Here is a 22,690-nt window from a genome sequence, read left to right on the forward strand (position 1 = left end):
TCACCCTCTCTTTACTTTGATAGAATCTAATCGTGTCAAAACTGCTTGAGCGTGAGCAGATAAAGATTCGCTTTGGGCTAAAAGTGCGCAAGATTCTCCGACTTCTTCTAATGCAGTAGCTGAAAAGGCAATAATTGAGCTTTTTTTCATAAAATGCTCCACTCCAAGCGGCGAAAAGAAACGCGCACTCCCACCTGTGGGAAGCGTATGATTAGGACCTGCAAGATAATCACCGATAGGCTCACTTGAATGCTCACCTAAGAAAATTGCTCCTGCGTGTTTAATATGAGCAAGTGCGTCAAATGGAGCAGCTGTAAGGACTTCCAAATGCTCGGGAGCAATGGCATTGGCAATCTCTATGCTTTCTTGTAGATTCCGCGTATGTATCATCACGGCACGATTTTTAATACTTGCTCCTGCAATCTCTGCACGAGGCATTGAAGGCATAATCTGTTCAATATGCTTTTGCACAGATTCTATAAGAGAAGCACTATCGCTTATAAGTATAGAACTTGCCATTTCATCGTGTTCAGCTTGAGAAAGCAAATCATAGGCAATATAAAGTGGATTTGCTTGAGAATCTGCAATAATTGCTATCTCGCTTGGACCTGCAATCATATCAATATTCACTTCGCCAAAAACAAGTTTTTTAGCACAAGCAACAAAAATATTGCCCGGACCAGTAATAACATCAACTTTGGGAATCTCTTTGCAACCATAAGCCATAAGCCCTATGGCACTTGCACCGCCAACTTTATATGCTTCAGTAATGCCACACAAATGTAATGCTGCAAGCACAAGAGGATTAGCTTGATTATGGGGCGTAGGAGAACATACCACAATCTCTTTAACCCCGGCAACAATCGCAGGAATAGCATTCATTAAAAGCGAACTTGGATAAGCTGCTTTGCCACCGGGAATATACAATCCTGCACGTTCCATTGGAGTGAATTTTGAGCCAAGTATGCTGCCATTTTCCTCACAATCAATCCAACTCTGCATTTTTTGTTTGCGATGAAAAGCATAGATTCTGTCATAGGCGAGATGAAGTGCAGATTTGAGTTCGCAAGAAAGCTGATTATAGGCATTGAGACATTCTTTGGGTGAAATACGCAAATCTGTAAAATTTTTTACTTCCCATTTATCAAAACGAGAAATATGCTTTTTTAACGCGTCTAAGCCCTCTGTGCGAATCTCATCAAGTAATTCTTGCACGAGAGATGAAACTTCTTTCATATCCATTTTTCCACGCGCTAAGACTTGTTGAAATTCATTTGCAAACTCTGGCAAACGCACATCAAGATATTTCATTACTTTCCCCATAATCAAAAATAAATGAGAATTATATACATTAACTCTAAACAAACAGGCTATAAACCTAAGCACACTTTAGATTCTAAAAGCCTAAACTTTATAGAATCTCATCAAAGGGCTTAAATCTCACAAAAGGGTATATGAAGCGTTTGAGCAGTTTTAAAACGACATTCATTGAAATGAGTAATGTTTTCCTCAAGAGAACGATTATAAGAGGGCACCATTTCAGCGAGTTTATCTTGCCAAGCACTTGTTTTCATTTCATCACCAAAACAACGTTGAAGCACTTCTATCATAATATCTACCGCCGTTGAAGCTCCCGGTGAAGCTCCCAGCAATGCTGCAAGAGAACCATCGCTAGAAGTAATCACTTCTGTGCCAAATTGCAAACTTCCCCTCCCATTTTTATCTTTTTTAATCACCTGCACCCTCTGTCCTGCAAATTGCGCATTCCAGTCCGAAAACTCTGCTGCAGGAAAAAACACATTAAGCTTACGCATACGCATTCTATCAGTTGAAAGAATCTGCTTAATGAGATAAATTGTCAAAGGCACATTATCTATACCCGCTTGAATCATAGGAATACAATTATTGAGGCGGATTGATGAGGGAAAATCAAAAAAACTCCCTTTTTTAAGGAATTTAGTATTAAAACCTGCATAAGGTCCAAAAAGTAACTCTTTTTTACCCCTAATAATACGCGTATCTAAATGTGGCACTGACATAGGCGGGTCGCCGATAGAAGCTTTACCATAAATTTTTGCATTATGTTTTTCAATAATATCACGATTATTGCATATAAGCCACAATCCGCCCACAGGGAATCCACCATAACCTCGCCCTTCAGGTATGCCGCTTTTTTGCAAAAGTGGAAAAGAGCCACCCCCCGCACCTAAAAATACAAATTTTGCCTTTACTTGCTTATTTTCGCCACTTTTTGTATCAACAATATCTAATTTCCATTCATTGCCCTCTTTAGTCAAATCACGCACTTTATGATGAACATATACATTAAAGCCATCTTCTTGGCTTAATTTCTCTCCAAACTGCCGCGCGATTTCGCCAAAATCAACATCACTTCCCTCTGCCATATAAGTAACTGCCATTTTTTGCGTATCATTTCGTCCCTCTAGCAAAAGTGGCGCCCATTCTTTAATCTGCTCCCTATCTTCAGTATAAATCATATTTTTAAAAAGTGGCGAAGTTTTAAGGGTTTCATAACGTTTTTTCAAATAAGGCACGATATCATCAACCACAAAACTTAAATGTGGCACAGGATTTAAAAAAGTATGAGCACCTTTAAGAATCTGCTTTCTGATACAATATGCCCAAAATTCTTTACTTAATTCATATTGTTGATTGATTTTCAATGCTTTTGAAGTATCAATACTTCCATCTTCTTTTTGTGGTGTATAGTTTAACTCACAAAGTGCTTGATGTCCTGTTCCAGCATTATTCCATACGGAGCTGCTCTCCGTAGCCAAATCCTCAAACATTTCATATACGCTAATATGCAACGAGGGTTTCAGTTCCTTTAGCATTGCCGCCAAAGTCAAACTCATTATACCTCCACCTACTAGGACTACTTCAGAACCCTCACTCATTTCCTCACTCCTTCCTAACACCCACGCTTTGGGCTAGGCTTTCAAAAACCTTAAATATGCTCTGTGCGCTATTGGGAATTATGCTTTTTACTCTCATTTAGTCTTTCTTATGGTAAGATATTTTTGTAAATAACCCCTTAAAAAGTAAAGCAAAAGAATAACTTTGTTACTAAAATAAATTTTTTATATCGCTTTTGGATATTTATGCTTTCACACCTACATAAAGTGTAGAAATATTCGCACTATATCCCTTAATAAAATAACTTTTTATTCCCCTCTCTAAAAGCTTTTGTGTCAGCTGCTCACTGCTTACAAAGCCCTCAATAGAATGTGGCAAATACTTATAAGCTCCATAATTATGAGAGATAATCCCCCCTACCACAGGGAGAATCTTGCGCGTATAAAAGCGCATAAATATATCAAGGAGTCCTCTAGGCTTGTTATTCATAAATTCTAAAATCACAAGAACACCCCCGCTTTTAAGCACACGCGCAAATTCATCAAGTGCCTTATCCAGCTCTACGACATTGCGCAATCCATAGGCGATTGAGAGAATATCCACACTTTGAGATTCTATACATAATGCCTTTGCTTCACCAATATCCAAGCTTAAAGTATCGGATACAAAAAATGGCGCAAGTTTCCCTCTAGCCACATCAAGCATACCAAGAGAGGGGTCAATCCCGCGCATTTGTGCGATATGTTTATGCGCCTTTTGAGCTTCATTATACCAATGCAACAACATATCACCTGTGCCACACGCCACATCAAGCACACACGAGATTTCATCTTTGCCTAAAGCCTCATACGCTTTCTTACACGCCTCTTTACGCCACCTCACATCAATGCCTAAACTCATCACACGATTTGCCCTATCATAGCTTGGAGCAATATCATTAAACATATTTACAATTTGCTCTTGTTTTTCACTCATCTTTATCCCCTGTTAAATGCACCATTTGCTCACGCACAAAAGATGTAAGCGTTTCAATTTGAGCAGAAGTTTGCATTATCGCTGTGCCACCAAGGCTATTGCGCGCATTCATAGAAGATTCTAAACATAGCACAGATTTTACACCTTGCCTAATCCGAGAATCCACACTCATAATCTCCTCTTCAGACAAATCACTTATATCTACGCCTTTACTTTCTGCATACGCTACAACTTGCCCTGTGATATGATGCGCATCGCGAAATGCTACATTACACTCACGCACTAAAAAATCCGCCAAATCGGTAGCACTCAAATGCCCAATTTTCGCCATTTTATACATATTTTCAGTGTGGATACTCATCGTTTTGAGGCATTCTTTGCAGATTCTAAGGCAAAGCACCACATTTTTAATTGCATCAAATACGCCCTCTTTGTCTTCTTGCGTATCTTTATTGTAGGCAAAAGGCAATCCTTTCATTACACAAAGCAGCCCCATAAGCGCCCCATACACGCGCCCACTCTTTCCGCGCAAAAGTTCAGGCACATCAGGATTTTTTTTCTGTGGCATTATAGAGCTTCCTGTGGCGTATTCATCACTTAAAGAGATAAATTTAAACTCCGAGCTACTCCATAGCACAAGCTCCTCTGCCACGCGAGAAATGTGCATCATCACCATAGAGAGAGAATACAACATATCAAGGGCAAAATCCCTATCACTTACCGAATCCATCGCATTAAGCGTAGGTTCATCAAATCCCAACTCTTTGGCAAGAAAGATTCTATCATTATTGTAAGGTGTGCCAGCTAATGCGCCGCTGCCCAGCGGACATTTATTATTGCGCGTATAATCACTGAATAATCGCTCCACATCGCGTTTAAAATTACACGCCCACGCTACAAGGGCAAAGCCAAAATTAATTGGTTGTGCGTGTTGGAGATGCGTCATACCCGGCATAATGGTGTGAGTGTGCGTTTTGGCTATTGCAAGGATAGATTCCATAAGTTCTAAAAGCAGCTTCGTAATTTCTTTATTATATCTTAACACATACAGGCGAAAATCTACTGCCACTTGGTCATTACGACTACGTGCAGTATGAAGCTTCTTGCCCACATCGCCAATAAGGGCAGTCAAAGCAGATTCTATTGCCATATGTATATCTTCATCACTTGCGCTAAAGACAAACTCACCACGCTCAATGCGCTGTGCAATACAATCAAGTCCATTTACAATATCTTGTAATTCTTTTTCACTCAAAATGCCGATTTTGTGTAGCATTTTTGCGTGTGCCTTTGAGCCTTGTATATCCTCACGCCATAGCTGCTTATCAAAGAAAATAGAAGCGTTAAATTCCTCTAAAAGCGCACTTGAATCCAATTCAAAGCGTCCTCCCCATAATTTTGCCATATCCTCTCCTAAAATGGCTTACACACTGCCAGAAATACAATCACAATGACTAAAAGTGTGGGAATCTCATTAAAGATTCTAAAAAATCTATGGCTTTTGGTGCAAGTGCCTTTACCCAAAGCCTTAATAAAATATCCGCACACACAATGATATATCACAAATAAAAGCACGAATATAAGCTTAATGTGCAGCCATAAGCCAGAATCTGCCACCTTAAATAATGTAGGATTAAGTGCTATCATCACCCCTCCGCTAAGGAGCGTAAGCACTAATGCAGGCAAACCGATATATTTATACAGCCTCATTTCTTGGAGTTTGACAATCTCTACAAACTCCGCTTTATCTGCATACTGCGCGTGATAAACGAATAATCGTGGAAGATAAAAAAACATTGCCATCCACGAAATAAGCGCTACAATATGTAACACTTTAATATACAAATACTCCATTGCTCTGCTCCTTTAGTTCATTTGGGATTGAGTGTGAAAAACAAAGTTGTTATTATACATTGTTTTAAACATTTCAAGGCATTTCTTTTCTCCTTGCACTCTCACTTGCACGCCAAAGGGCAAAAACGCCTCTTTTTTAAAGTCTAATCCTAGCTTTTTTGCCTCGTATTCGCATACACTAAGCGCAGAGTAAGCAATATGTAGGCTAAAAGTCTCCGCGTGTATGTAATCAATGAGCAATCCTTGTGCTTTAGCAGATTCTATGGCTTCTTGCACCGCATTTGTATAAGCCCTCACTAAACCACCCACACCTAATAATGTGCCACCAAAATATCGCACTATCACCACGCCTACCTCAATAAGTTCCTCGCCACGCAAGACATTGAGGCTTGGTGTGCCGCTACTTCCTCTTGGCTCTTTGTCATCATCAAAAGATTCTAGAATCTGCCCATATTCATTATAATGCCTACTCGCACTCACAAAATGCACTGCCTTTGAGTGCTGCTTTTTTAAACAAAGTAAGCCCTCATCAAATTGCACAAAAGGAAAAAGAAAGCTTAGAAACTTTGAGCCTTTACTCTCAAAACTGCCCTGTATTTGCAGTGGGACTTGTTTTGAATCTTGTATAGCAAGCGTTTTCATTTGCGTAAATAATAAGTAGCGTGCTCACCCTTTAAACGCATTTCCTTGCCCTCTTTTTCTACGACAAATTCCCCCTCCAAAGAACGCACAAACCAAAATTCATATCCGCTACTCTCACTTGGGTGGCAAAGTCGGCGAGACGCACCTGTGGCACTTAGTTTAAGTTTTTTGCCCTTTAATGCAAAGGTAGCGAAATAGTTATTGCACACACTCACGCCAAAAATACGATTTTCTTCGGTATCAAAGCTCATAGTTGATTGAGCCTCTTTCCAAATAGGTTCAAACTCCCGCCCATCTTTAAGCGTAAATTTATACACATACCATTGCTTTTCATCTTCTAAAAGCGAATCTTTATATTCTTGCTTGATAAGATTCACAAAACACCCACTCATATTGAGTGCCACAAACGCAGCTAACCCTATTTTGATAAAAGATTTATATGTCATTTTCGCCCCATTTATATTGATTCAGCATTATTTATAAGCCATTTATAAGCGTGCCATTATAGAATCTCAATGCAAACAAACGCATATCATAAAACACAAGGAGAGCAAATGCGCATTGATTTACACAATCACACAAGCCTTTGTCATCACGCCACAGGCACGATGAGGGAATATATCCAAGAAGCACTTGCGCATAATATCAATGTGTTTGGATTCTCTTGCCATTCCCCTATGGCTTTTGATGAAGCCTATCGTATGAATGTGCAAGAGCTGCCTTTATACTGCGCAGAAGTGCGTGCCTTGCAAGAAGAATTTAAAGATAACATTGAGATTCTCTGCGCCCTAGAGGTGGATTATATCCTCCATAGAGAGGATTTATTAGAATCTTGTGTATTCGCATATCCCTTTGATTATCTCATTGGTTCAGTGCATTTTTTAGGCACTTGGGGGTTTGATAATCCCGCATTTATTGGTGAATATGCCAAAGTAGATATGTGTGAGTGCTGGAAGCAATATCTTAAGTCCATTGAGAGTATGGCGCAAAGTGGCTTATTTCAGATTGTAGGACATTTTGATTTGCTTAAACTTTTTGGACATAGCATTCCTCCCTCGTGTGAGCCTTATTTAGACTTAGCTTTGGAATCTATTGCCGATAATCATCTCGCCCTAGAGCTTAATCCTGCAGGGTGGCGAAAGCCCATTAACGAAGCTTATCCAAGTCCTGCTATTTTGCACAAAGCCTACAAGAAAGGCATTCCTATCACTTTTGGTTCAGACGCACATAGTGTGGCGCATATCGGATTTAGATATGCGGATTTATGCGCCTTAGCTAAAAGCGTAGGTTATGATTCTGCGCTGTATTTCAGACAAAAGCAACCTCAAAATATTAGATTCTAAGCTTTTGTGATATAATTGTGCTATGAGTAAAAAGAGCGTATAAAATTCACACTTGAATTTGTTAAAGGTTTTATATTTGCCTTATTGACTGCATTGTTTGGTATCTTTACCTTTGTAGTCATCAATATTGAAACAATTAACACATTTCAAGTAATAGCTTCTATAATGGGAGCTGTGGTAATTGCAATATTCTTTTACTTTCTCATACGCTATCTTGTCAAAAAACTTGATGAATTGGAGGAATTAGAATGATTGGCTTATTCGTAGCAATCTTTACAATATTTACTTTTTGTGCTTTATGCTTGTATGCTGTCAGGGCTATATGTAAATAGCGATTTTTGCTTAAGAAGCGGAATAAATATGATACAATTTTATTATGAGTAAATTAGACAAAGAAAAAGAAAAAATAGGCATTTTAAAATTTTGGCTTGGCATAGTGGTAGCTACATTTTTAGCTATTGGCGGCTGGTTAGCTACAAATATCCATAAAACAGAATCTTTGCTTCTTGTCTGCGGTTCTTTGTCTCTCATAGGCTTGTTTATTGCTGGTTTTTTGCTTAATAAGCGCATTAATAAACACATCAACAATTTGGAGGACTTATAAATGATTGAAAATGTTACACTTGCTATCATAGCTCTAGGTTTATTTTTCATACCCATAATGGCGATTAAAGTCGCTCTTGATGATAAAAAAAGCAGTGAATCTCCAAAGGACAAACAAAAATCGTAGAAATCGGCTTAAGTCTTTTAGCCATAGCCTTTTGCACTTGGTTTTTGGGTAAAACTTTAACCGATTAAGCGTATATCCTCAAGCTTTTGTGATATAATGGCACTATGAGTAGAAAATACAGCATAAAAGAACAAATAGGCACATTAAGAGTGTTTGCTATATTATTTCTTACATCAATATTCGGTGTATTGGGGTATGCAGTAGCAAACTTAGAAAATCTCACTCTTTCAAAAGTGTTTATTGGGATAGTGATTTTAATATCACTAGCTTCGGTATTCGTGCTTATATTAATGGCACACAATAAGAAATTAAAAGAATTGGAGGATATGGAATGATTAATGGATTAATCCTAGTTGGTTTTAGTCTAGCCACGATAATTTTTTGCACTTTGTTTTTAATAAAATCAATGGAATCCAAATAAAACAACCAAGAATTTATGTTCTTAGTAAAAGAATCATTGGAGATTTAAATAAAATTGAGGAGTCAGAATGATTGGGATATGTGTTAGCATATTGGCTGCCTTAACACTTTTGGCTTCTGTCATAATGATTGTTACAATGCTAGATAACGCTACTAAAAAAACTAGAATAATGATTTTAAAAATGCTTGAAAAAAATAAAATTTGCTCATAGTTTAAGGACATTGGCTCATTTTACACACAAAACATACACTTTCCAAATTCACATATAAAAGATAAGAGGATTAATAAAACCCAAAGCCTAAAGCGTTATACCCTAGGCTTTAAGGATTCAATAAAGGAATTGGCAAGATTGTCTCACCTTAGATTTTCAAAGGAGTTAGCGACAAGTGCCGCCTTAAAGCTTTTGCTCACTCTTCGCTTAGAAATCCCATTTTACGCGCACTGCACCATTAACACTTGCGATTGGCTCTCTAGTCAATGGTTTATTTGCTGTGGCTACATTATCTTGTTGATACCAGCCTACTTGAGGAGAGAGTGTCAAATTTGCACTGACTTTATAGGGGAGTTGCACAAATGCAGTATAGCCCTTAAATTTACCAGCTGTGCCATTACCAAATGTTTCTTGATACCCTGCACCTACGATAAATGACAATTCTTTAGAAAGGGCTGTCCCAAATTCAACCTTACCCCCTGAACGTTTGATGCTTATACCTTCAGTTAAGGCTGTCAATCCATCACTAACACTTGAGTGCGCCCAACCTCCAACATTGGTAGCAGTGCCTTGATTCCCATAGATATGTGCGTTTTTACCATAGTGAGCTACGAGAGAGAGCCAAGAACTGCCAAATGTAGGTTTCGCACCCACAAAAATATGCCACGCATCATTAGAGCCTGTATTATTATCCAAATTACCTGCGTTTAAACTACCTCTTGTCATAGCTGTTGGATTATAGTGTTTGTAAGCTCCAGCGATTTTAAACACAGGATTTGCCTTATCACCCACAGAGTAGCTCACTGCAATACGAGGCATTTCATTACTTACACCATAACCTGAAGCTAAGTAATCATTCACAAGCGCAAGGCTCAATCCTGCGACACTATATTGTGCTTGAAGTTTTCTATCTGATGTCGCTACACCACCAAAGCCCCAAGAACCCATATCGTTGTTCCACAAGTCATTTGAGAAGCTTGTATCTGCTGTGGGAGTTTGTGCTTTCCCTATAAGGATAGTCCCCATACCTGTATCATACGAACCCCAAAACAAACGCAAAGGAGATACGGTTGTAAGGCTTGGGTCTGATTCAACCGCACCTATTTCAACTTGTGCGCTAAATTTATCTGCGTGAAATTTCACACCAAAGTTTGAGTTGTTTTGCACACCAAATAAAAATGGTGCAGCGTTTCTAGTACTTGTGTCCTTATGAGTATTTTCACCCATACCAACAAAACCACGAATAGAGCCATACACATCAAGCTTTTTATCATCAGCATTATAGACTTCAAAAGCTGCCGCTGGCAACACAAGAAGAGCTGACAAAGCACTGCTTACAACAATTTTTTTCATTAGAAACCTCCAAAAAGTAATTATCTGCTAAACAGATTAGGGGCACATTGTTACCAAAAAAAACACTTTTGTCAATAAAAAAAAGAAGTTTTAAAATACTAATCTTTGATAAGCTGCATAAATTCGGCTCTTGTTCGGGAATCTTTTTGAAAAAGTCCGCGCAAAGCAGAAGTGATGATAAAAGATTCTCTCTCTTTGCCCCTCATCTCAAGGCAAAGATGTCGTGCCTCACATACTATCATCGCTCCTTTGGGCTTAATCTCGGCAATAAGTGCGTCTGCAATCTGTGCTGTGAGACATTCTTGAATCTGTAATCTATGCGTGTATATCTCTACCAATCGCGCTAAGGCACTAATACCTACAAGCCTTTTATCAGGGATATATCCAATAGAAATATGCCCAAAAAATGGCAAAAGATGATGTTCGCACATAGAGTAAAAATGTAACTTTTTGAGTACTATCATTTCATCACACACACCATCTTCAAAAATACTGCCGAGTGCCTCTTTTGGGCTTTTATTATAGCCACTGAGCATATCTGAAAATGCGTGGCTTATGCGCTGTGGCGTGCGCAGTAGCCCCTCTCGTGTAGGATTTTCGCCTACGCTTTGGCATAGAGATTCAAAAAAGCTTTGAGCATTTCGCTCTAAGATTGTAGAGTGCTGATTTGAAAGGGAATCGTGGCTAGATTTTTGCATATTGTTCTCACTTTGTAAATTTACGCATTCAAATTGCATTCATTGCGTTTGTGGTGCATTACTTTGCGTTATGGGCGCATTGTATAATATTTTTGCTTATGGTTTTTTATTTTGAGTATTTTTTTTGATAAGGGGAAGGGGCTTGAATGTGCAAGTGTGGGCTAGTGCTTCGCAAGAGCACGAAGTCGCTCCCTCCCCCTTATCTATCCCCGCTATGCTTCCCTGCCACTGCGTGGCGTTCGCAGATATACCGCTCACCCCCGACAACGCTTTAAGGTTTGTGCAATGCACGATTTTATTTTATCGCTGTGAGGATTACCTCACAGCTAATTATATTTATAACAAATCTCGCCCACTTCGTGGTGCGTAGCATTGGAAAAAAGAGGCAGGAGTGCCTCTGCCAATGCGAAGCTAAAAGTGGATAAGCGAGGCTCTCCCCTTGATTGCCGAAAAAGCGGCGACTTTTTCGGGGCTAAGGGGTGAGCGGCACGACTGCGAACGGGAGAGGATAAACCTTTTTTTGCGATAAATAAATTTCATTTTAAAAATGTTGTCCGAGCAGAGCTTTTATGCGATTTTGGATACTTGGGTGGGTGCTTAGAATCTCACCTATGCCAAAAAGATAGGCATTTGCTCGTGTAGGATTTGGCTCTTGATAGTTATTTTGCACATAATCTTGACTGATTTTTTGCAATGCGCGAACCATTGGCTCACTCCCTTTCATCAAATACGCCGCGCCCGAATCCGCCATATACTCACGAGAGCGAGAGATAAAAAGACTAAGCACAAGTGTAAGAAGCGGGAGAACAAATTGCAAGATAAGCAAAATACTTCGTGCCGCTCTTGCTCCTTGAGATTGAGCAGAGCTAAAATAGAATGCAAAAATATTCACGCCTAAGAGCATAATATTGCTTAAAATCCCTACACACATCGTTAATCGCACATCTCCGTGCCGAATATGGCTTAGCTCGTGTGCCACTACTGCTTTGAGCTCACTCTCATCTAATCGCTCTAAAAGTGCCGAAGTAACTGCAATCATAGAATTTTTCTCATTCCAACCACTTGCAAAAGCATTCATATAAGGTGCTTCCATAATATAAAGTGCAGGTTCAAAAGAGCAATTTGCCCTCCTAAGCACATCTTGAAATACACCATAAAGGCGAGATTCCTGACGCGAGAGGACATTATTAGGATTAATGCGTTTGTATTCGTTGCCACTTAACATAATGTGCGAAAAGCGCTGCACACTAAAGAGAATAATGCCCACCGCCACAACTGCCATACCAAAGGTAATCACAGGAAATTCATAAAAACTAAGAAGCATTATAAATCCCTCTTGCAAACTTGAAGCGTCAATGCGAATAATATCTGCAAGCAAACCAATAAGCGTAAAAATAGCAATATACACAGCCAAAACCGCATAAGTTTTAAGCTTATTTTGAGCGATAATGCGTTCAAAATGCGGATTCATTCTCTTCTCCTTACTCTTTAATAAGCAATATTATGGCAAAGTTTTACTAATTTTTAAAAAAGGAATGATATGTCCGAAAAAGTTACACAAGATGTAGCGCGTATATATACAATGAGCAAGGAGATAAATGCGCGTTTATACGAATTTTTTGAAGCGATACAAGCACAAGATAAACCCCACTCAAGCGCACATTCTCCCGCAATAGCAGAAAAATATCAGCTCCTTTGCACTCTTGCCAAGCAATGCTCACTTGAGCCTACAATGCCTACGCTTATGGCTTTGGCGGAACGCATTATTAGTTTGCGCGAAGATAAAATCGTGCAGATTCTCAAAAACCAAGCCAAGTCTCAAGAATCTCACACTACACCCTCTTTGGAGACACAGCAAAGCCAAGAGCAATATGTCAATTCGTGTAGAGCACTGCTGCTTGATTTTGTAATGGAGTATTATGAGCGCATTCAGAGTGAATTTATAGAATCTATTTGCAAGCAAAAGCTTTTAAATGCGTTTTACCGCGAGATTTTGAAAAGCACACATCGCATTGGACTTGCGATGAATGAGTTTTTTAAGATATGGCAAAAACAGCTCATTGATGGGATAAATCGTGATTTAGAGCACACTTATGGCTTTGAGGAAGCCCTCACACTGCTTGAACATACTTTGGAGTGCGATAAAGAAGGACAAATCGCTGGGCGGTGCTACTCTGTACCGCAATTTCTGCCTGATACTCACTCTTTTGTCTCTTGTGCTTATGCAAAAGCCTTTCCTCAAGAAGTAGCACACATACTTGAAGCTTTACAAATAAGCATTGAACGACTAGAGGGCTTACAAGATGATATATACAATCGCAAGCAAGCTTATATTGCATATTTTAAAGCACTTTATGCCGCGTGGGCAGAGTGTGATAGCACTCATCTCATAGAGCGGTGGCAGGAGGTGGATTCACAATGGTTACATATTGATACACCTTTGCAAATTGCGCACCCTTTTGAGTATTATGAAGATATTTATCGTCATAGTGTCGCGCCCGAATGGGATTTGCGCCTACAAAGTCCTCAAAACACACTGCCTTCACACACAAAGGCGAATATAAAAGCGATGTTTGAAATGATGAGTGAGCAACTCAATGCAAGTGGGGCATTAAAGGATAATGTGCGAAGTGCATTGAAGCAAACTACACTTTATACTGCCCTCCCTGTGCTTGTCTATGGTGCTGAAAATAATGGCTTATTCTCCGCTCAAGTAATCCCAAATGATGAATATATCTCGCGTTTAAAAGGCAAGAAAATTTTTGCATTCCCTGATAGAATCATCGCACAAGAACAAGCCAAGCCACAAATGAAAATCAATGCCGAGTTTTTCCCTGCTGCATTTTTGCAAGAAATGCGCGATGTGTTATTTGATAAACAAACCTTATGGCATTACATTTATGATATAAGCACAAATGGGCACGAATTTGGGCATATTTTGTGGATTGAGCGCGAAAGCGAAATATGTATGAATGTTGATGGAGAGTTTAAAAATATTGAAGAGTTTAAAGCCACTTGTGGTGGGCTTGTAGCGTATTTTTTGCATTATGAGGGCAAAATTGCTCACACAGCACACAAAGATATAGCCCTCTATGAATCTCAACTTGGCGGGAAAGAAAAAATCCTCTGCGCACTCCTGAATGATACAATTACTCGTGCAGTAAAGCTTATGGCGTGGCGAGAGAGCATTGAGGTGCGAGCATATTATTGTGAGGGATTAATCCACTTAAGCGGTATGTTTGAAAGCGGCGTACTTAGTTTCAATCAATCTGCGAATCCTAAACTACACATTGATACAACGCAATACAAAGCATTAATGCAATGGTATCAGCGCACTTATGCCTCTCTTGCACAGCATTATCTGCAAAAGCTCCCTGCAAAGCAATGGCTCAAACATTTTGTAGATACCAAAGGCTATTATCCTATAAATTCGCAAGTGAGGGCATTTGTAGAGCATTATTGGGAGCGATATAAACTTATTGGCGGGGAGATTCTTTAAAAGAATCTCGCAATCAATAAACGCATTTATGCTCTTAATCTTTAGGCTCAAGCTCACACTTTTTAGATTCTAAAATCTCTTGTGCTTTTGATAAGAGCGCTTGTTTTGTATTGCTCACTCGTTCGTGCAATACTTCTTGATGCAACAAATGCAGAATCTCCCCTACTCTCTTGCCCTCACTCACTCCAATATGGATTAAATCTCTGCCATTAAGACATAATTCTTTGCGTTCTAAAGGTGTGGAGGAAGCAAGAATATGTGCTACAAGAGAGGATATGCGTTCAAGCATTTCGTTTTCCTGCGCTTTATCTTCCGAATCTTGTGCGTTTATGAGCGCAGTTTTAAGTTTTAACACATCTTTAAACATTACTACGCCCTTTTCACGCCCTCCCATATCCACAAGCATACTCTTAAGTGCGATAGGGTTATTTTTTAGAGGCTTTTTAGCCCACTCAAGCAAGGAATAAGTGTATTCTTTGCTGTGCGTATCAAATTTGAGTGATTTCAATATATCTCGCACTTGTAATTCATCTGTATAATACAAAAATGCTCCCCACGCAAGAGTTGGATTTGGAGAAGTAAGATTATCTAAGATACAAAGTGTGCGCTGCCATAAAGTGTTATGTGTGATTATCTCGCGCATTTGTGGGCAGATTTCACCTATCACAGATTTAAACTCTTGAAGCACTGCTTTTGCCCACGCTCCGCACAAAAGCTTTGTCAATTCTACTTTTATGCGCTCTTTGGCGATAAGACGCACTTTGGGACAAAGCGAAAAAATCGCCGCTTTTGTGTTGGATTCTATCTCAAAGCCAAGTGTAGCACTAAAGCGCAAAGCACGCAAAATCCTCAAAGCATCTTCACTCAATCGGCTCAAAGGATTCCCCACGCACACGATACGCTTATGATATAAATCTCTCAAGCCTCCCACTTCATCAATAAGTCCGCATTGTGGCGCATATGCAAGAGCATTGATAGTAAAATCTCTCCTTTGCAAATCTTGCACAAGAGAACGCGTGAAAGTAACATTTTTGGGAGAACGCGCATTGCTATATACACCATCAATACGAAAGGTTGTAACCTCATAGCTTTGAGATTCTATCAAAACACTTATAGTGCCATATTTGAGCCCTGTGGAAATCGTATGTGCAAAAAGCCTCATTATTTCTTGTGGCAGTGCCGAAGTTGTGATGTCATAATCATTTGCAACATAAGGCGTGTGAGTACTTTGAGCAAGAATCATATCGCGCACACAACCACCAACGATATAAGCTTCATATCCTGCACCCTGTAAAGTTTCAAGGATATGTAAAACTGCTGTGGGCAAATGCGGAGTGAAAGCAGAGTGTTTCATTTAAATAATATGTTTATTTTTAAGCCCACATCGCACACGCAATATGCCAAATCGCAAAATAAAGCGCCTCAAAAATGGCACGAACATAAAGGGATAGCGCACATAAGCTCTAAAAAGCGTTTTGCACACAAGCAATCGCGTGCGCTTTGCATAAGTGCGATGAAGTGATGTAGGATTTGCACTTGTTGCATTTACTTGCAAAGTATTGAGAATCTCACTTAAGATTCGTGAGCTATTCATCGCTCCGCTAATACCCTCCAAAGTGCTTGCATTGACAAATCCTGCTGCCTCTCCGATGAGAAATACTCCATTTTTACCTCGCACAAAATCACGCCACCTCGTTGGTTGCAGCACAAGACAGGCTTCGCGCTTAAGAGGTTGTCCAAAAACAAATCCTAAACTTTGCAATCGCTGCTTTTGCAATGTAAATGCTCTTTGACATTGCTGATGAGGATATGCTCCACCAAAGATAAAATACTCATCTTTGGACATACTCCAACTATAACTTGGGGTTAGCTCTTTATCAAATATGCAAGAAAGCATTGGTGGGTTAGATTCTTTAAACCATTCTTGGATACACACAAGAGAGGGTGTTTTAAGCTGTGGATAAAGCCAACGGCGAATATGACTTTTCGCACCATCTGCACCTACAACAAAGCGTGCGCGACAATGATAAGATGTATTTTGAGAATCCACGCTTTGGGTAAAATAAATGCCATAATCTCCACTACTTGTTTGTTCTATACGCTTAAAGTAAGCTTTATGAAAAGTATGAATATGAGGGGGGATAAGCGATTTAAGCCACAAATCAAAACGATGTCGCTCCATATTGATATAGGCTTTTTGGATATATGAAGCATAGGGATAATGCCAATCAATCGTATTGATAGCAAAAATTTGCTCTTTGACTAAAATCGTATGCGGGAGATTCAAACCTTGCTTGGCAAAAGCCTTTTGCCCACCTTCAGAGAGTAACCCACCACAAGGCTTATGAAAATACTCATCATTGCAATGCCCTTGTGCATCTTTTTTATCAATGGCGATGACTTTAAGATGAGACTGCAAAAGTGCGGCGAGATTGCTCCCTGCAACACCTAGCCCAATAATCGCTATATCATACTCTCCTAAATCCACGCTCATTTTTGCCCTTTTATTTATTTTATATTTGTAAAATCAATGCGTGATTCTAACGCGTTTTTGTAATATAAGGCTTAATTAAGTATCTTTAAATTATGATAATGAAAATCAAAAATAAAGGAATAAGAATGAATCTCCCTAAAATCTTTCGCGTGTTTGATTCTATTTATATCCTCTTGCTCGGTAGTGGTGTGGGCGTTATCATAGCCTGTGTTTTTGCTGCAGCTACAATTTTTAAAGCTCAAGGTTTCCTCCCACAGCTTTCCATAAGCGATAGTGGCTTGCTTATGGGGACAATTTTTACCAAATGTAATGTATTTTTTAATATACTTGCAGGAGTGATTATCATTTATGAATTGCTTACATTTTGGAGCGCACAACTCTTTGAATTAAGCAATCAAAGACGTTTTTGGACGCTTATTGGCGGGATTAATGTTATTATGATTTTTCTTTTCACGCTTTATTATACGCCTTATATTATGGAAGCTCAAAACTTGGGCAATATCGCCACACCTGAATTTGATTCTATGCACAAGCAAAGTGAGCTTGTATTTAAGATTCTGCTTGTAGGTTTAAGTGTATCTGCGTTGTGGAGAGGCTTTATCGGAAGCACTCCTATTGCCCCTCATTCTAAAGCTTAAATCTAAAGAATCTTAAGAGATTTACTAAAAGCGATAGCCTAAACCGCTCATTATATATTGATAATCTTCATCATAAAAGCTGATATTATTTTTGCGCTTTTCTTTTTTATAACTTGCAAAAAATAAGACGCGAGGGTGAAAAAAGTTGAGTTTATACATTGAAAGGCTTGCTTGTGCTACAAAACCGCTCCGAAGTTTATCAAAAATAGGATTGATAGCTTGGCTTTGGTATTCAAAATACCCAAAACTTGGCTTAAATACAAGTGTGCCTTTCATCAAGGGAATAGTAATATCTATTTTGCCACCAATATTTGAATAACTCTCTGCTTCGCCATCTGCGACTATATAGTCATAATGTGCCAAAATCTTAAGAATCATAAATGAATAGCCAATTTCACCTTGATGTAAAAATTTATTGCGCTTCAAAGCTTCATAGGGTATGCTTTCACCTTTATAATCGTGATGTTGCAGCACATAACTCACAAAAAAATAATGATAAGGAGAGAACAAATAAGATTGCGTAGTGCTAAAACCAACTTTGCTTAGACTTCTTTCTTCACGTGCTCCCTCAATGTAAGGATTTGCATAGGCTCTTTCATATATAGAGCTAATGAGCGCAAATTCACTTCTTAGTCTTTTTTTAATTAAAGTGCTATATCCGAGCTTGAGCCCTCCTAATTCTCTGCCGCTAAAGCCTTTTAGAAAAATCTTATCCTCTCCCCAAATGCCATTATAAGAAATGTCTAAGCCTATTAAAGGGATAGGTTGATAATAATCATCTGCTTTGCCCTCAAGGCTCTTTAAATGATGTTTAGGTTGGGGGAACAAATGACTATTGATGATTCTCACTCCTGCTCCAAGCATAACTGAACCTTGAAAACCATTTTTATTCTCTTGGGAAAAGACAAGATTCAAGCAAATCCCTAAGAAAATAAACTTTTTATACATAAGTATCCCCTCTTATTTGATAAAAACAAAATATGAATACTATCAAAAAAAAAAAAAAACGCAACAAGCCTAATGAAGAGTGTAAAATAAAAAGCAACAAGGATAAAAAAGAAGTGAGTAAAAGCTAATAGGCTTCCCTACTAGCTTTTAAGGTATTATTGTTTGAGGTTAAGGAGAGTGTTTAGAATCTGGTCTGAAGTTGTTACAGCTTTTGAGTTTGCTTGGAATCCTCTTTGCACAACAATAAGCTGCGTTAAAGAGCGACTTAAATCCACATTACTCATCTCTAGCTTACTACCTGACACTCCGCCTCTACGCCCTGTATTCGCTGCACCAACCATTGGCTCTCCCGAGTTTCCTGTTTGTGAAAAAACATTTCCTCCCTCTGCTTGCAAACCGGCATTATTTGCAAAGTTTGCAAGAGCCACTTGAGCAAGGGCAATAGAGCGTCCATTACTAAATGCACCAAGCAAAGAACCATTAGAGTCAAAACGAATATCCATTAAGTCTCCCGCTTGGTAGCCATTTTGGTTAATTGAATAGGTTTCTGAAATCTTATCTACGCTTGTAAGCCCACCAAAGGTTTCATTCGCACCAAATTTAAGCTCCAATCTTTGTGGTCCTTTTGAGCCATTTTTGGGGTCAAATTGTAAAACAGGTGGATTCATACCCGAAAGCGAACCATCACTATTAAAACTCGCTCGTCCGCCCTCAAAAACATTTGGTTTAGTTACAGAGCCACCGATGAATTGCGCAGGTTCAGGCACAATCGCACGAAAACTCCATACTGCATCGCCTGTTTTCCAAAACTCAAAGCGGATATTATGCTTACTTCCCAAACTATCTACAATATCTACACTTGTAGCGTGGGTAGCTTTGACAATTTTACCTGTATTTACTGCTGCACCACCTTCAATCAAAGAGGCTGTATTTAAAGCTTTCATTGTTTCTTTAAAAAGCACATTATTTGTTACATTATCAGAAAAATGGCTTGTAACATAGAGGCTAAGATTGCGTTGCTCATCATCGGCATCATCGTGATTAGCAATTTCAAACATACCCCAACGATTGATTGTTACTCCCACCGTGGCAGTGCTTTCATAATAAGTTTTTTCAGGATTTTTAATCATATTTGCATCATATTGTATAAGGGCGCGCAAATCCTCTGTCGTCCTAAATTGTCCTGTGGTAGAATCTGCATCTTCAGATTTGGTATAGCGGTATCTAAAGGCAGTAATATCTTCCTCGCCTTCAACAAAATTTTGCAACACACCTGTGCCACCAGAAGTAATACGAATATTTTTTACCTTTTCCCCGCCGTCCATTTGGTTACGATTCTCAATTCTTAGCTGTCCTGCATCTACATAGGCATTTACACCTGTTTTATCACGCAATGAATTAATAGCATTTTGTGCAGCTATGATTGAGCTTACGCCTGTCATTGCAGAATTATTTGAAAAACTGACTTTTTCGCCATTGATACCTATTGAGCTTACTTCATTCGTTACAACGGTCTCGTGGCGAATGGCGGCAGTTTTATAGCTCAACCAAATACCTTGATTCTCATTTAACGCAAAGGCATCACCATCATCATTAAAGAGCACTCCCAAATCCTCGCCTACTTGTGTAAGCACTCCACGCGAATCATATATAGCCACTACACCATCTGCTGCAGTTTGCGCTGTGGAATCTAAAGCCGCTACATCTTGCATTTGGTCAATATGTCTTCCTGCATTTAAATTAGCGCGTAAAGTAATAGTTTTTGTTGCGCGTGCTGGCATAACCATACCGGGGTCAATTTGAATATTACGCACAGGTCCTGTATTATCTACTCTAAAAAAATCAAAATCACTCATTGTGCCAGATTCTGCTGCTTCTAGTGGCGGACGCACCCAACCTTGCACGACATATCCACCTGTGGTTACAAGATTCCCATTTGCATCAAAAAGAAATTCACCATTACGAGTATAATTATGCGTTGTGCCTCTATCAGGAGAAATAATGAAAAAACCATCGCCCTCAATGGCAACATCTGTTTTCACATCAGTATTTTGCGTGTTTCCTTGCGAAAACACTTTTGTTGTCGCATCAATCCCAACACCTAGTCCTACCGAAAAATCGTTTTGCCCCCCTAATCCATTTTTATAAGGCGAAGTTGCAATAAGTTTAATTTGTGAAAGCATATCCACAAAAGATGCTCTTGAGTATTTAAAACCAACGGTATTGACATTTGCAATATTGTTGCTCTCCACATCAAGCGCGATTTGATGCGCCTGCATACCACTAACTCCTGACCATAAAGACCTTAACATATTACATCCTTTCTGATAGAATCTACGATATTTATAACGCACTTACAAGCAATAGATATTCCAATTTTAATAAGTTTTATGCAAATACTCAAAAATTATTTTTTGCCCAAGCAATTTTACTTTGCTTTAAAAAGTATTTTATGTTAGTATTGCTCATCTTATATAGAATCTAAAAGGTAAAATATGAAAGAGAACACGCACTCGCTTATTTATCTTGCCCAATGTGATACAACTACGGGATTTTTAAGTCATAACGCGGAGATTCTAAATCTCTGCAAATCGCGTCCAAAAGAGCAACCTCTCCTTATAGAATCCAGCTCACTGCATATCCTTAAAACGCTTGTGCGTGTGCCAAAAGGGCATAAAAATCGTATCCGAAAAGCCAAATATACAACCTTTATTTATCCTAATAAAAAAGCAATAAGGCTTGTGCGTGAGGGGCTGCATTCGCATTTTCTTGAGCAATTTAAAACTCTGTATTCCACTTCTGCGAATCCAACCAAAGAAGATTTTAATGAAATATGGGCGCGGCAAAAATGTGATGTCATCGTGCTAGATAAACGAGGTTTTAGCCAAAAATCCCCCTCAAAAATATATACAATTAATCACCACACAATCAAAAGGAAGCGATAATGCGCATTGATAAGTTTCTAAGCAGTGTAAATATCCTCAAACGCCGCAAAATTGCACAAGATATGTGCGAAAATGGTGTAGTAACACTCAATAATATCATTGCAAAATCAAGCAAAGAAGTGCGTGTAGGCGATATTATACGACTTCATTACCTTGAATACACTAAGATATATCAAGTTTTGGCTATCCCCACAACAAAAACGATTCCAAAATCTCAAAGCAGTGAGTATTGCAAAGAAATCTTTGAATAAATTATACTTAAGATTCTAAAAGCCACTCGCACACCGCAATGCGTTTGACTGCACCCTTAAAAAGAATATGAGAATCCTCATTCATACGCAGGTGCAAAATATCCTTACTTGGAGGAATCAAAATAGCAGATTTCTCACATAATCCAAACTTTAAAGCCATAGCAAACACTGCAATCGCACCTGTGCCACACGCTTGAGTAATATCCTCAACACCGCGTTCGTAAGTGCTATACTTAATAGCGTCTTTTTGTATGAAACCAAGACTTATATTTGCATCATATTTGTGTCTTAAATGTTCAAGTAATGTATCTTTTTTATCAGGTAAAGCACTCTCTTGTGAGACAAAACCAACTAAATGTGGCACTCCAGAATCTAGCAAATCCCACGATTTCACACCATAAGGGTTAGATTCACTTATGTTTTGTTTGAGTATTTTGCACTTGCCCAAATCACTTTGGACTAAAGTCATATCATTCTCATCTAATTCAATGCCAATAAGTCCAACTTCGCTTAAAAATTGATGTCGCTTTTGAGCTATGCCCTCTATATACGCATAATGCCCTACACTACGACTTGCATTACCACACATTTTTGCGCTAGAACCATCAGCATTATAAAATTCCCATTCATAAGCATATTCTGCACCTCTTGGAGCAGGGATAAGCACTACCATACCATCAGCACCTATACCATTATGTCGCTCACAAACACTTCTAGCAAGGGCAGGACGCGAACCATCATTATGAGAGTGGGAGTGGCAAATAAGAAAATCATTGCCATTGCTGCTATATTTGACAAAACGCATAGAATC

The 22,690-nt window shown here is 38.9% G+C and carries 24 protein-coding genes; 9 read left to right on the forward strand and 15 right to left on the reverse strand.

Annotation, left to right across the window (positions count from 1 at the left end):
* From hisD to OQH61_RS03170, 7 genes are all read right to left on the reverse strand, one after another.
* Positions 1-1,311 (reverse strand): histidinol dehydrogenase, encoded by a 1,311-nt coding sequence (hisD, locus tag OQH61_RS03140; RefSeq protein ID WP_266025821.1) that lies wholly within the window; start codon positions 1,309-1,311, stop codon positions 1-3.
* A gap of 122 nt (positions 1,312-1,433) precedes the next feature.
* Positions 1,434-2,918 (reverse strand): malate dehydrogenase (quinone), encoded by a 1,485-nt coding sequence (mqo, locus tag OQH61_RS03145; protein ID WP_266025822.1) that lies wholly within the window; start codon positions 2,916-2,918, stop codon positions 1,434-1,436.
* Positions 2,919-3,120: 202 nt separating this feature from the next.
* Positions 3,121-3,852 carry a bifunctional demethylmenaquinone methyltransferase/2-methoxy-6-polyprenyl-1,4-benzoquinol methylase UbiE gene (gene ubiE, locus OQH61_RS03150; RefSeq protein ID WP_266025823.1) on the reverse strand — a complete coding sequence of 244 codons (732 nt, stop codon included), beginning with the start codon at positions 3,850-3,852 and terminating at the stop codon, positions 3,121-3,123.
* A complete protein-coding gene (gene argH, locus OQH61_RS03155) occupies positions 3,845-5,257 on the reverse strand; it encodes an argininosuccinate lyase (RefSeq protein WP_266025824.1) in 1,413 nt (470 codons plus the stop codon). Before argH ends, ubiE begins: the two co-directional genes overlap by 8 nt.
* An 8-nt stretch (positions 5,258-5,265) precedes the next feature.
* A complete protein-coding gene (gene hemJ / locus OQH61_RS03160; RefSeq protein ID WP_266025825.1) occupies positions 5,266-5,706 on the reverse strand; it encodes a protoporphyrinogen oxidase HemJ in 441 nt (146 codons plus the stop codon).
* A gap of 12 nt (positions 5,707-5,718) precedes the next feature.
* Positions 5,719-6,348 carry a YigZ family protein gene (locus OQH61_RS03165; protein ID WP_266025826.1) on the reverse strand — a complete coding sequence of 210 codons (630 nt, stop codon included), beginning with the start codon at positions 6,346-6,348 and terminating at the stop codon, positions 5,719-5,721.
* Positions 6,345-6,794, reverse strand: coding sequence for an META domain-containing protein (locus OQH61_RS03170; protein ID WP_266025827.1), 450 nt, complete (start codon positions 6,792-6,794; stop codon positions 6,345-6,347). Before OQH61_RS03170 ends, OQH61_RS03165 begins: the two co-directional genes overlap by 4 nt.
* A 108-nt stretch (positions 6,795-6,902) precedes the next feature.
* On the opposite strand from OQH61_RS03170, the gene OQH61_RS03175 reads away from it, so the two are divergent.
* From OQH61_RS03175 to OQH61_RS03190, 4 genes are all read left to right on the forward strand, one after another.
* A complete protein-coding gene (locus OQH61_RS03175; protein WP_266025828.1) occupies positions 6,903-7,691 on the forward strand; it encodes a histidinol-phosphatase in 789 nt (262 codons plus the stop codon).
* 376 nt (positions 7,692-8,067) lie between these two features.
* Complete coding sequence (locus tag OQH61_RS03180) at positions 8,068-8,295, forward strand: hypothetical protein (RefSeq protein ID WP_266025829.1); 228 nt, start codon at positions 8,068-8,070, stop codon at positions 8,293-8,295.
* Complete coding sequence (locus tag OQH61_RS03185) at positions 8,296-8,421, forward strand: hypothetical protein (protein ID WP_266025830.1); 126 nt, start codon at positions 8,296-8,298, stop codon at positions 8,419-8,421. It abuts the gene before it with no gap.
* 488 nt (positions 8,422-8,909) lie between these two features.
* Positions 8,910-9,053, forward strand: a complete 144-nt coding sequence (locus tag OQH61_RS03190; RefSeq protein WP_266025831.1) for a hypothetical protein — start codon at positions 8,910-8,912, stop codon at positions 9,051-9,053.
* Positions 9,054-9,260: 207 nt separating this feature from the next.
* On the opposite strand, the gene OQH61_RS03195 is transcribed toward OQH61_RS03190, so the two are convergent.
* Positions 9,261-10,406 (reverse strand): hypothetical protein, encoded by a 1,146-nt coding sequence (locus OQH61_RS03195; RefSeq protein WP_266025832.1) that lies wholly within the window; start codon positions 10,404-10,406, stop codon positions 9,261-9,263.
* A 98-nt stretch (positions 10,407-10,504) separates the two neighbouring features.
* Positions 10,505-11,104 carry a GTP cyclohydrolase I FolE gene (gene folE / locus OQH61_RS03200; protein ID WP_266025833.1) on the reverse strand — a complete coding sequence of 200 codons (600 nt, stop codon included), beginning with the start codon at positions 11,102-11,104 and terminating at the stop codon, positions 10,505-10,507.
* 148 nt (positions 11,105-11,252) lie between these two features.
* Between folE and OQH61_RS03205 the strand changes: the two genes are divergently transcribed.
* Positions 11,253-11,474, forward strand: a complete 222-nt coding sequence (locus OQH61_RS03205) for a hypothetical protein (protein WP_266025834.1) — start codon at positions 11,253-11,255, stop codon at positions 11,472-11,474.
* A gap of 171 nt (positions 11,475-11,645) precedes the next feature.
* Here OQH61_RS03205 and htpX read toward each other — a convergent pair whose 3' ends face one another.
* Positions 11,646-12,575: a zinc metalloprotease HtpX gene (htpX, locus tag OQH61_RS03210; protein WP_266025835.1), complete on the reverse strand. Its 930-nt coding sequence runs from the start codon at positions 12,573-12,575 to the stop codon at positions 11,646-11,648.
* Between the two features lie 69 nt (positions 12,576-12,644).
* Between htpX and ciaB the strand changes: the two genes are divergently transcribed.
* Positions 12,645-14,603, forward strand: a complete 1,959-nt coding sequence (gene ciaB, locus OQH61_RS03215; RefSeq protein WP_266025837.1) for an invasion protein CiaB — start codon at positions 12,645-12,647, stop codon at positions 14,601-14,603.
* Positions 14,604-14,637: 34 nt separating this feature from the next.
* Here ciaB and OQH61_RS03220 read toward each other — a convergent pair whose 3' ends face one another.
* Positions 14,638-15,957, reverse strand: coding sequence for a CCA tRNA nucleotidyltransferase (locus OQH61_RS03220; RefSeq protein ID WP_266025838.1), 1,320 nt, complete (start codon positions 15,955-15,957; stop codon positions 14,638-14,640).
* Positions 15,958-17,097, reverse strand: a complete 1,140-nt coding sequence (locus tag OQH61_RS03225; RefSeq protein ID WP_266025839.1) for an FAD-binding protein — start codon at positions 17,095-17,097, stop codon at positions 15,958-15,960. It lies immediately after the preceding gene.
* Between the two features lie 125 nt (positions 17,098-17,222).
* On the opposite strand from OQH61_RS03225, the gene OQH61_RS03230 reads away from it, so the two are divergent.
* Positions 17,223-17,735 carry a DUF4149 domain-containing protein gene (locus OQH61_RS03230; protein ID WP_266025840.1) on the forward strand — a complete coding sequence of 171 codons (513 nt, stop codon included), beginning with the start codon at positions 17,223-17,225 and terminating at the stop codon, positions 17,733-17,735.
* Positions 17,736-17,759: 24 nt separating this feature from the next.
* Here the strand turns inward: OQH61_RS03230 and OQH61_RS03235 are convergent, their stop codons facing one another.
* On the reverse strand, positions 17,760-18,683 hold the full coding sequence (locus OQH61_RS03235; RefSeq protein WP_266025841.1) for a DUF2860 family protein: 924 nt from the start codon (positions 18,681-18,683) through the stop codon (positions 17,760-17,762).
* Between the two features lie 155 nt (positions 18,684-18,838).
* Complete coding sequence (flgE, locus tag OQH61_RS03240) at positions 18,839-20,995, reverse strand: flagellar hook protein FlgE (protein WP_266025842.1); 2,157 nt, start codon at positions 20,993-20,995, stop codon at positions 18,839-18,841.
* Positions 20,996-21,178: 183 nt separating this feature from the next.
* Between flgE and OQH61_RS03245 the strand changes: the two genes are divergently transcribed.
* On the forward strand, positions 21,179-21,628 hold the full coding sequence (locus tag OQH61_RS03245; protein ID WP_266025843.1) for a Sua5 YciO YrdC YwlC family protein: 450 nt from the start codon (positions 21,179-21,181) through the stop codon (positions 21,626-21,628).
* The gene (locus OQH61_RS03250; RefSeq protein ID WP_266025844.1) at positions 21,628-21,879 is read left to right on the forward strand and encodes an RNA-binding S4 domain-containing protein; all 252 of its coding nucleotides are present in this window, start codon (positions 21,628-21,630) and stop codon (positions 21,877-21,879) included. The genes OQH61_RS03245 and OQH61_RS03250 overlap by 1 nt, the downstream gene beginning before the upstream one ends.
* A gap of 7 nt (positions 21,880-21,886) precedes the next feature.
* On the opposite strand, the gene dapF is transcribed toward OQH61_RS03250, so the two are convergent.
* On the reverse strand, positions 21,887-22,684 hold the full coding sequence (gene dapF, locus OQH61_RS03255; RefSeq protein ID WP_266025845.1) for a diaminopimelate epimerase: 798 nt from the start codon (positions 22,682-22,684) through the stop codon (positions 21,887-21,889).
* Between the last annotated feature and the right edge of the window lie 6 nt (positions 22,685-22,690).

This window comes from Helicobacter sp. MIT 21-1697 (assembly GCF_026241255.1).
Lineage (GTDB): Bacteria > Campylobacterota > Campylobacteria > Campylobacterales > Helicobacteraceae > Helicobacter_C.

What these genes read in the sequence shown, in the direction of transcription:
- hisD (WP_266025821.1), bottom strand. Translation starts at nt 1,311, where the DNA reads ATGAAATATCTTGATGTGCGTTTGCCAGAGTTTGCAAATGAATTTCAA.
- mqo (WP_266025822.1), bottom strand. Translation starts at nt 2,918, where the DNA reads ATGAGTGAGGGTTCTGAAGTAGTCCTAGTAGGTGGAGGTATAATGAGT.
- ubiE (WP_266025823.1), bottom strand. Translation starts at nt 3,852, where the DNA reads ATGAGTGAAAAACAAGAGCAAATTGTAAATATGTTTAATGATATTGCT.
- argH (WP_266025824.1), bottom strand. Translation starts at nt 5,257, where the DNA reads ATGGCAAAATTATGGGGAGGACGCTTTGAATTGGATTCAAGTGCGCTT.
- hemJ (WP_266025825.1), bottom strand. Translation starts at nt 5,706, where the DNA reads ATGGAGTATTTGTATATTAAAGTGTTACATATTGTAGCGCTTATTTCG.
- OQH61_RS03165 (WP_266025826.1), bottom strand. Translation starts at nt 6,348, where the DNA reads ATGAAAACGCTTGCTATACAAGATTCAAAACAAGTCCCACTGCAAATA.
- OQH61_RS03170 (WP_266025827.1), bottom strand. Translation starts at nt 6,794, where the DNA reads ATGACATATAAATCTTTTATCAAAATAGGGTTAGCTGCGTTTGTGGCA.
- OQH61_RS03175 (WP_266025828.1), top strand. Translation starts at nt 6,903, where the DNA reads ATGCGCATTGATTTACACAATCACACAAGCCTTTGTCATCACGCCACA.
- OQH61_RS03180 (WP_266025829.1), top strand. Translation starts at nt 8,068, where the DNA reads ATGAGTAAATTAGACAAAGAAAAAGAAAAAATAGGCATTTTAAAATTT.
- OQH61_RS03185 (WP_266025830.1), top strand. Translation starts at nt 8,296, where the DNA reads ATGATTGAAAATGTTACACTTGCTATCATAGCTCTAGGTTTATTTTTC.
- OQH61_RS03190 (WP_266025831.1), top strand. Translation starts at nt 8,910, where the DNA reads ATGATTGGGATATGTGTTAGCATATTGGCTGCCTTAACACTTTTGGCT.
- OQH61_RS03195 (WP_266025832.1), bottom strand. Translation starts at nt 10,406, where the DNA reads ATGAAAAAAATTGTTGTAAGCAGTGCTTTGTCAGCTCTTCTTGTGTTG.
- folE (WP_266025833.1), bottom strand. Translation starts at nt 11,104, where the DNA reads ATGCAAAAATCTAGCCACGATTCCCTTTCAAATCAGCACTCTACAATC.
- htpX (WP_266025835.1), bottom strand. Translation starts at nt 12,575, where the DNA reads ATGAATCCGCATTTTGAACGCATTATCGCTCAAAATAAGCTTAAAACT.
- ciaB (WP_266025837.1), top strand. Translation starts at nt 12,645, where the DNA reads ATGTCCGAAAAAGTTACACAAGATGTAGCGCGTATATATACAATGAGC.
- OQH61_RS03220 (WP_266025838.1), bottom strand. Translation starts at nt 15,957, where the DNA reads ATGAAACACTCTGCTTTCACTCCGCATTTGCCCACAGCAGTTTTACAT.
- OQH61_RS03225 (WP_266025839.1), bottom strand. Translation starts at nt 17,097, where the DNA reads ATGAGCGTGGATTTAGGAGAGTATGATATAGCGATTATTGGGCTAGGT.
- OQH61_RS03230 (WP_266025840.1), top strand. Translation starts at nt 17,223, where the DNA reads ATGAATCTCCCTAAAATCTTTCGCGTGTTTGATTCTATTTATATCCTC.
- OQH61_RS03235 (WP_266025841.1), bottom strand. Translation starts at nt 18,683, where the DNA reads ATGTATAAAAAGTTTATTTTCTTAGGGATTTGCTTGAATCTTGTCTTT.
- flgE (WP_266025842.1), bottom strand. Translation starts at nt 20,995, where the DNA reads ATGTTAAGGTCTTTATGGTCAGGAGTTAGTGGTATGCAGGCGCATCAA.
- OQH61_RS03245 (WP_266025843.1), top strand. Translation starts at nt 21,179, where the DNA reads ATGAAAGAGAACACGCACTCGCTTATTTATCTTGCCCAATGTGATACA.
- OQH61_RS03250 (WP_266025844.1), top strand. Translation starts at nt 21,628, where the DNA reads ATGCGCATTGATAAGTTTCTAAGCAGTGTAAATATCCTCAAACGCCGC.
- dapF (WP_266025845.1), bottom strand. Translation starts at nt 22,684, where the DNA reads ATGCGTTTTGTCAAATATAGCAGCAATGGCAATGATTTTCTTATTTGC.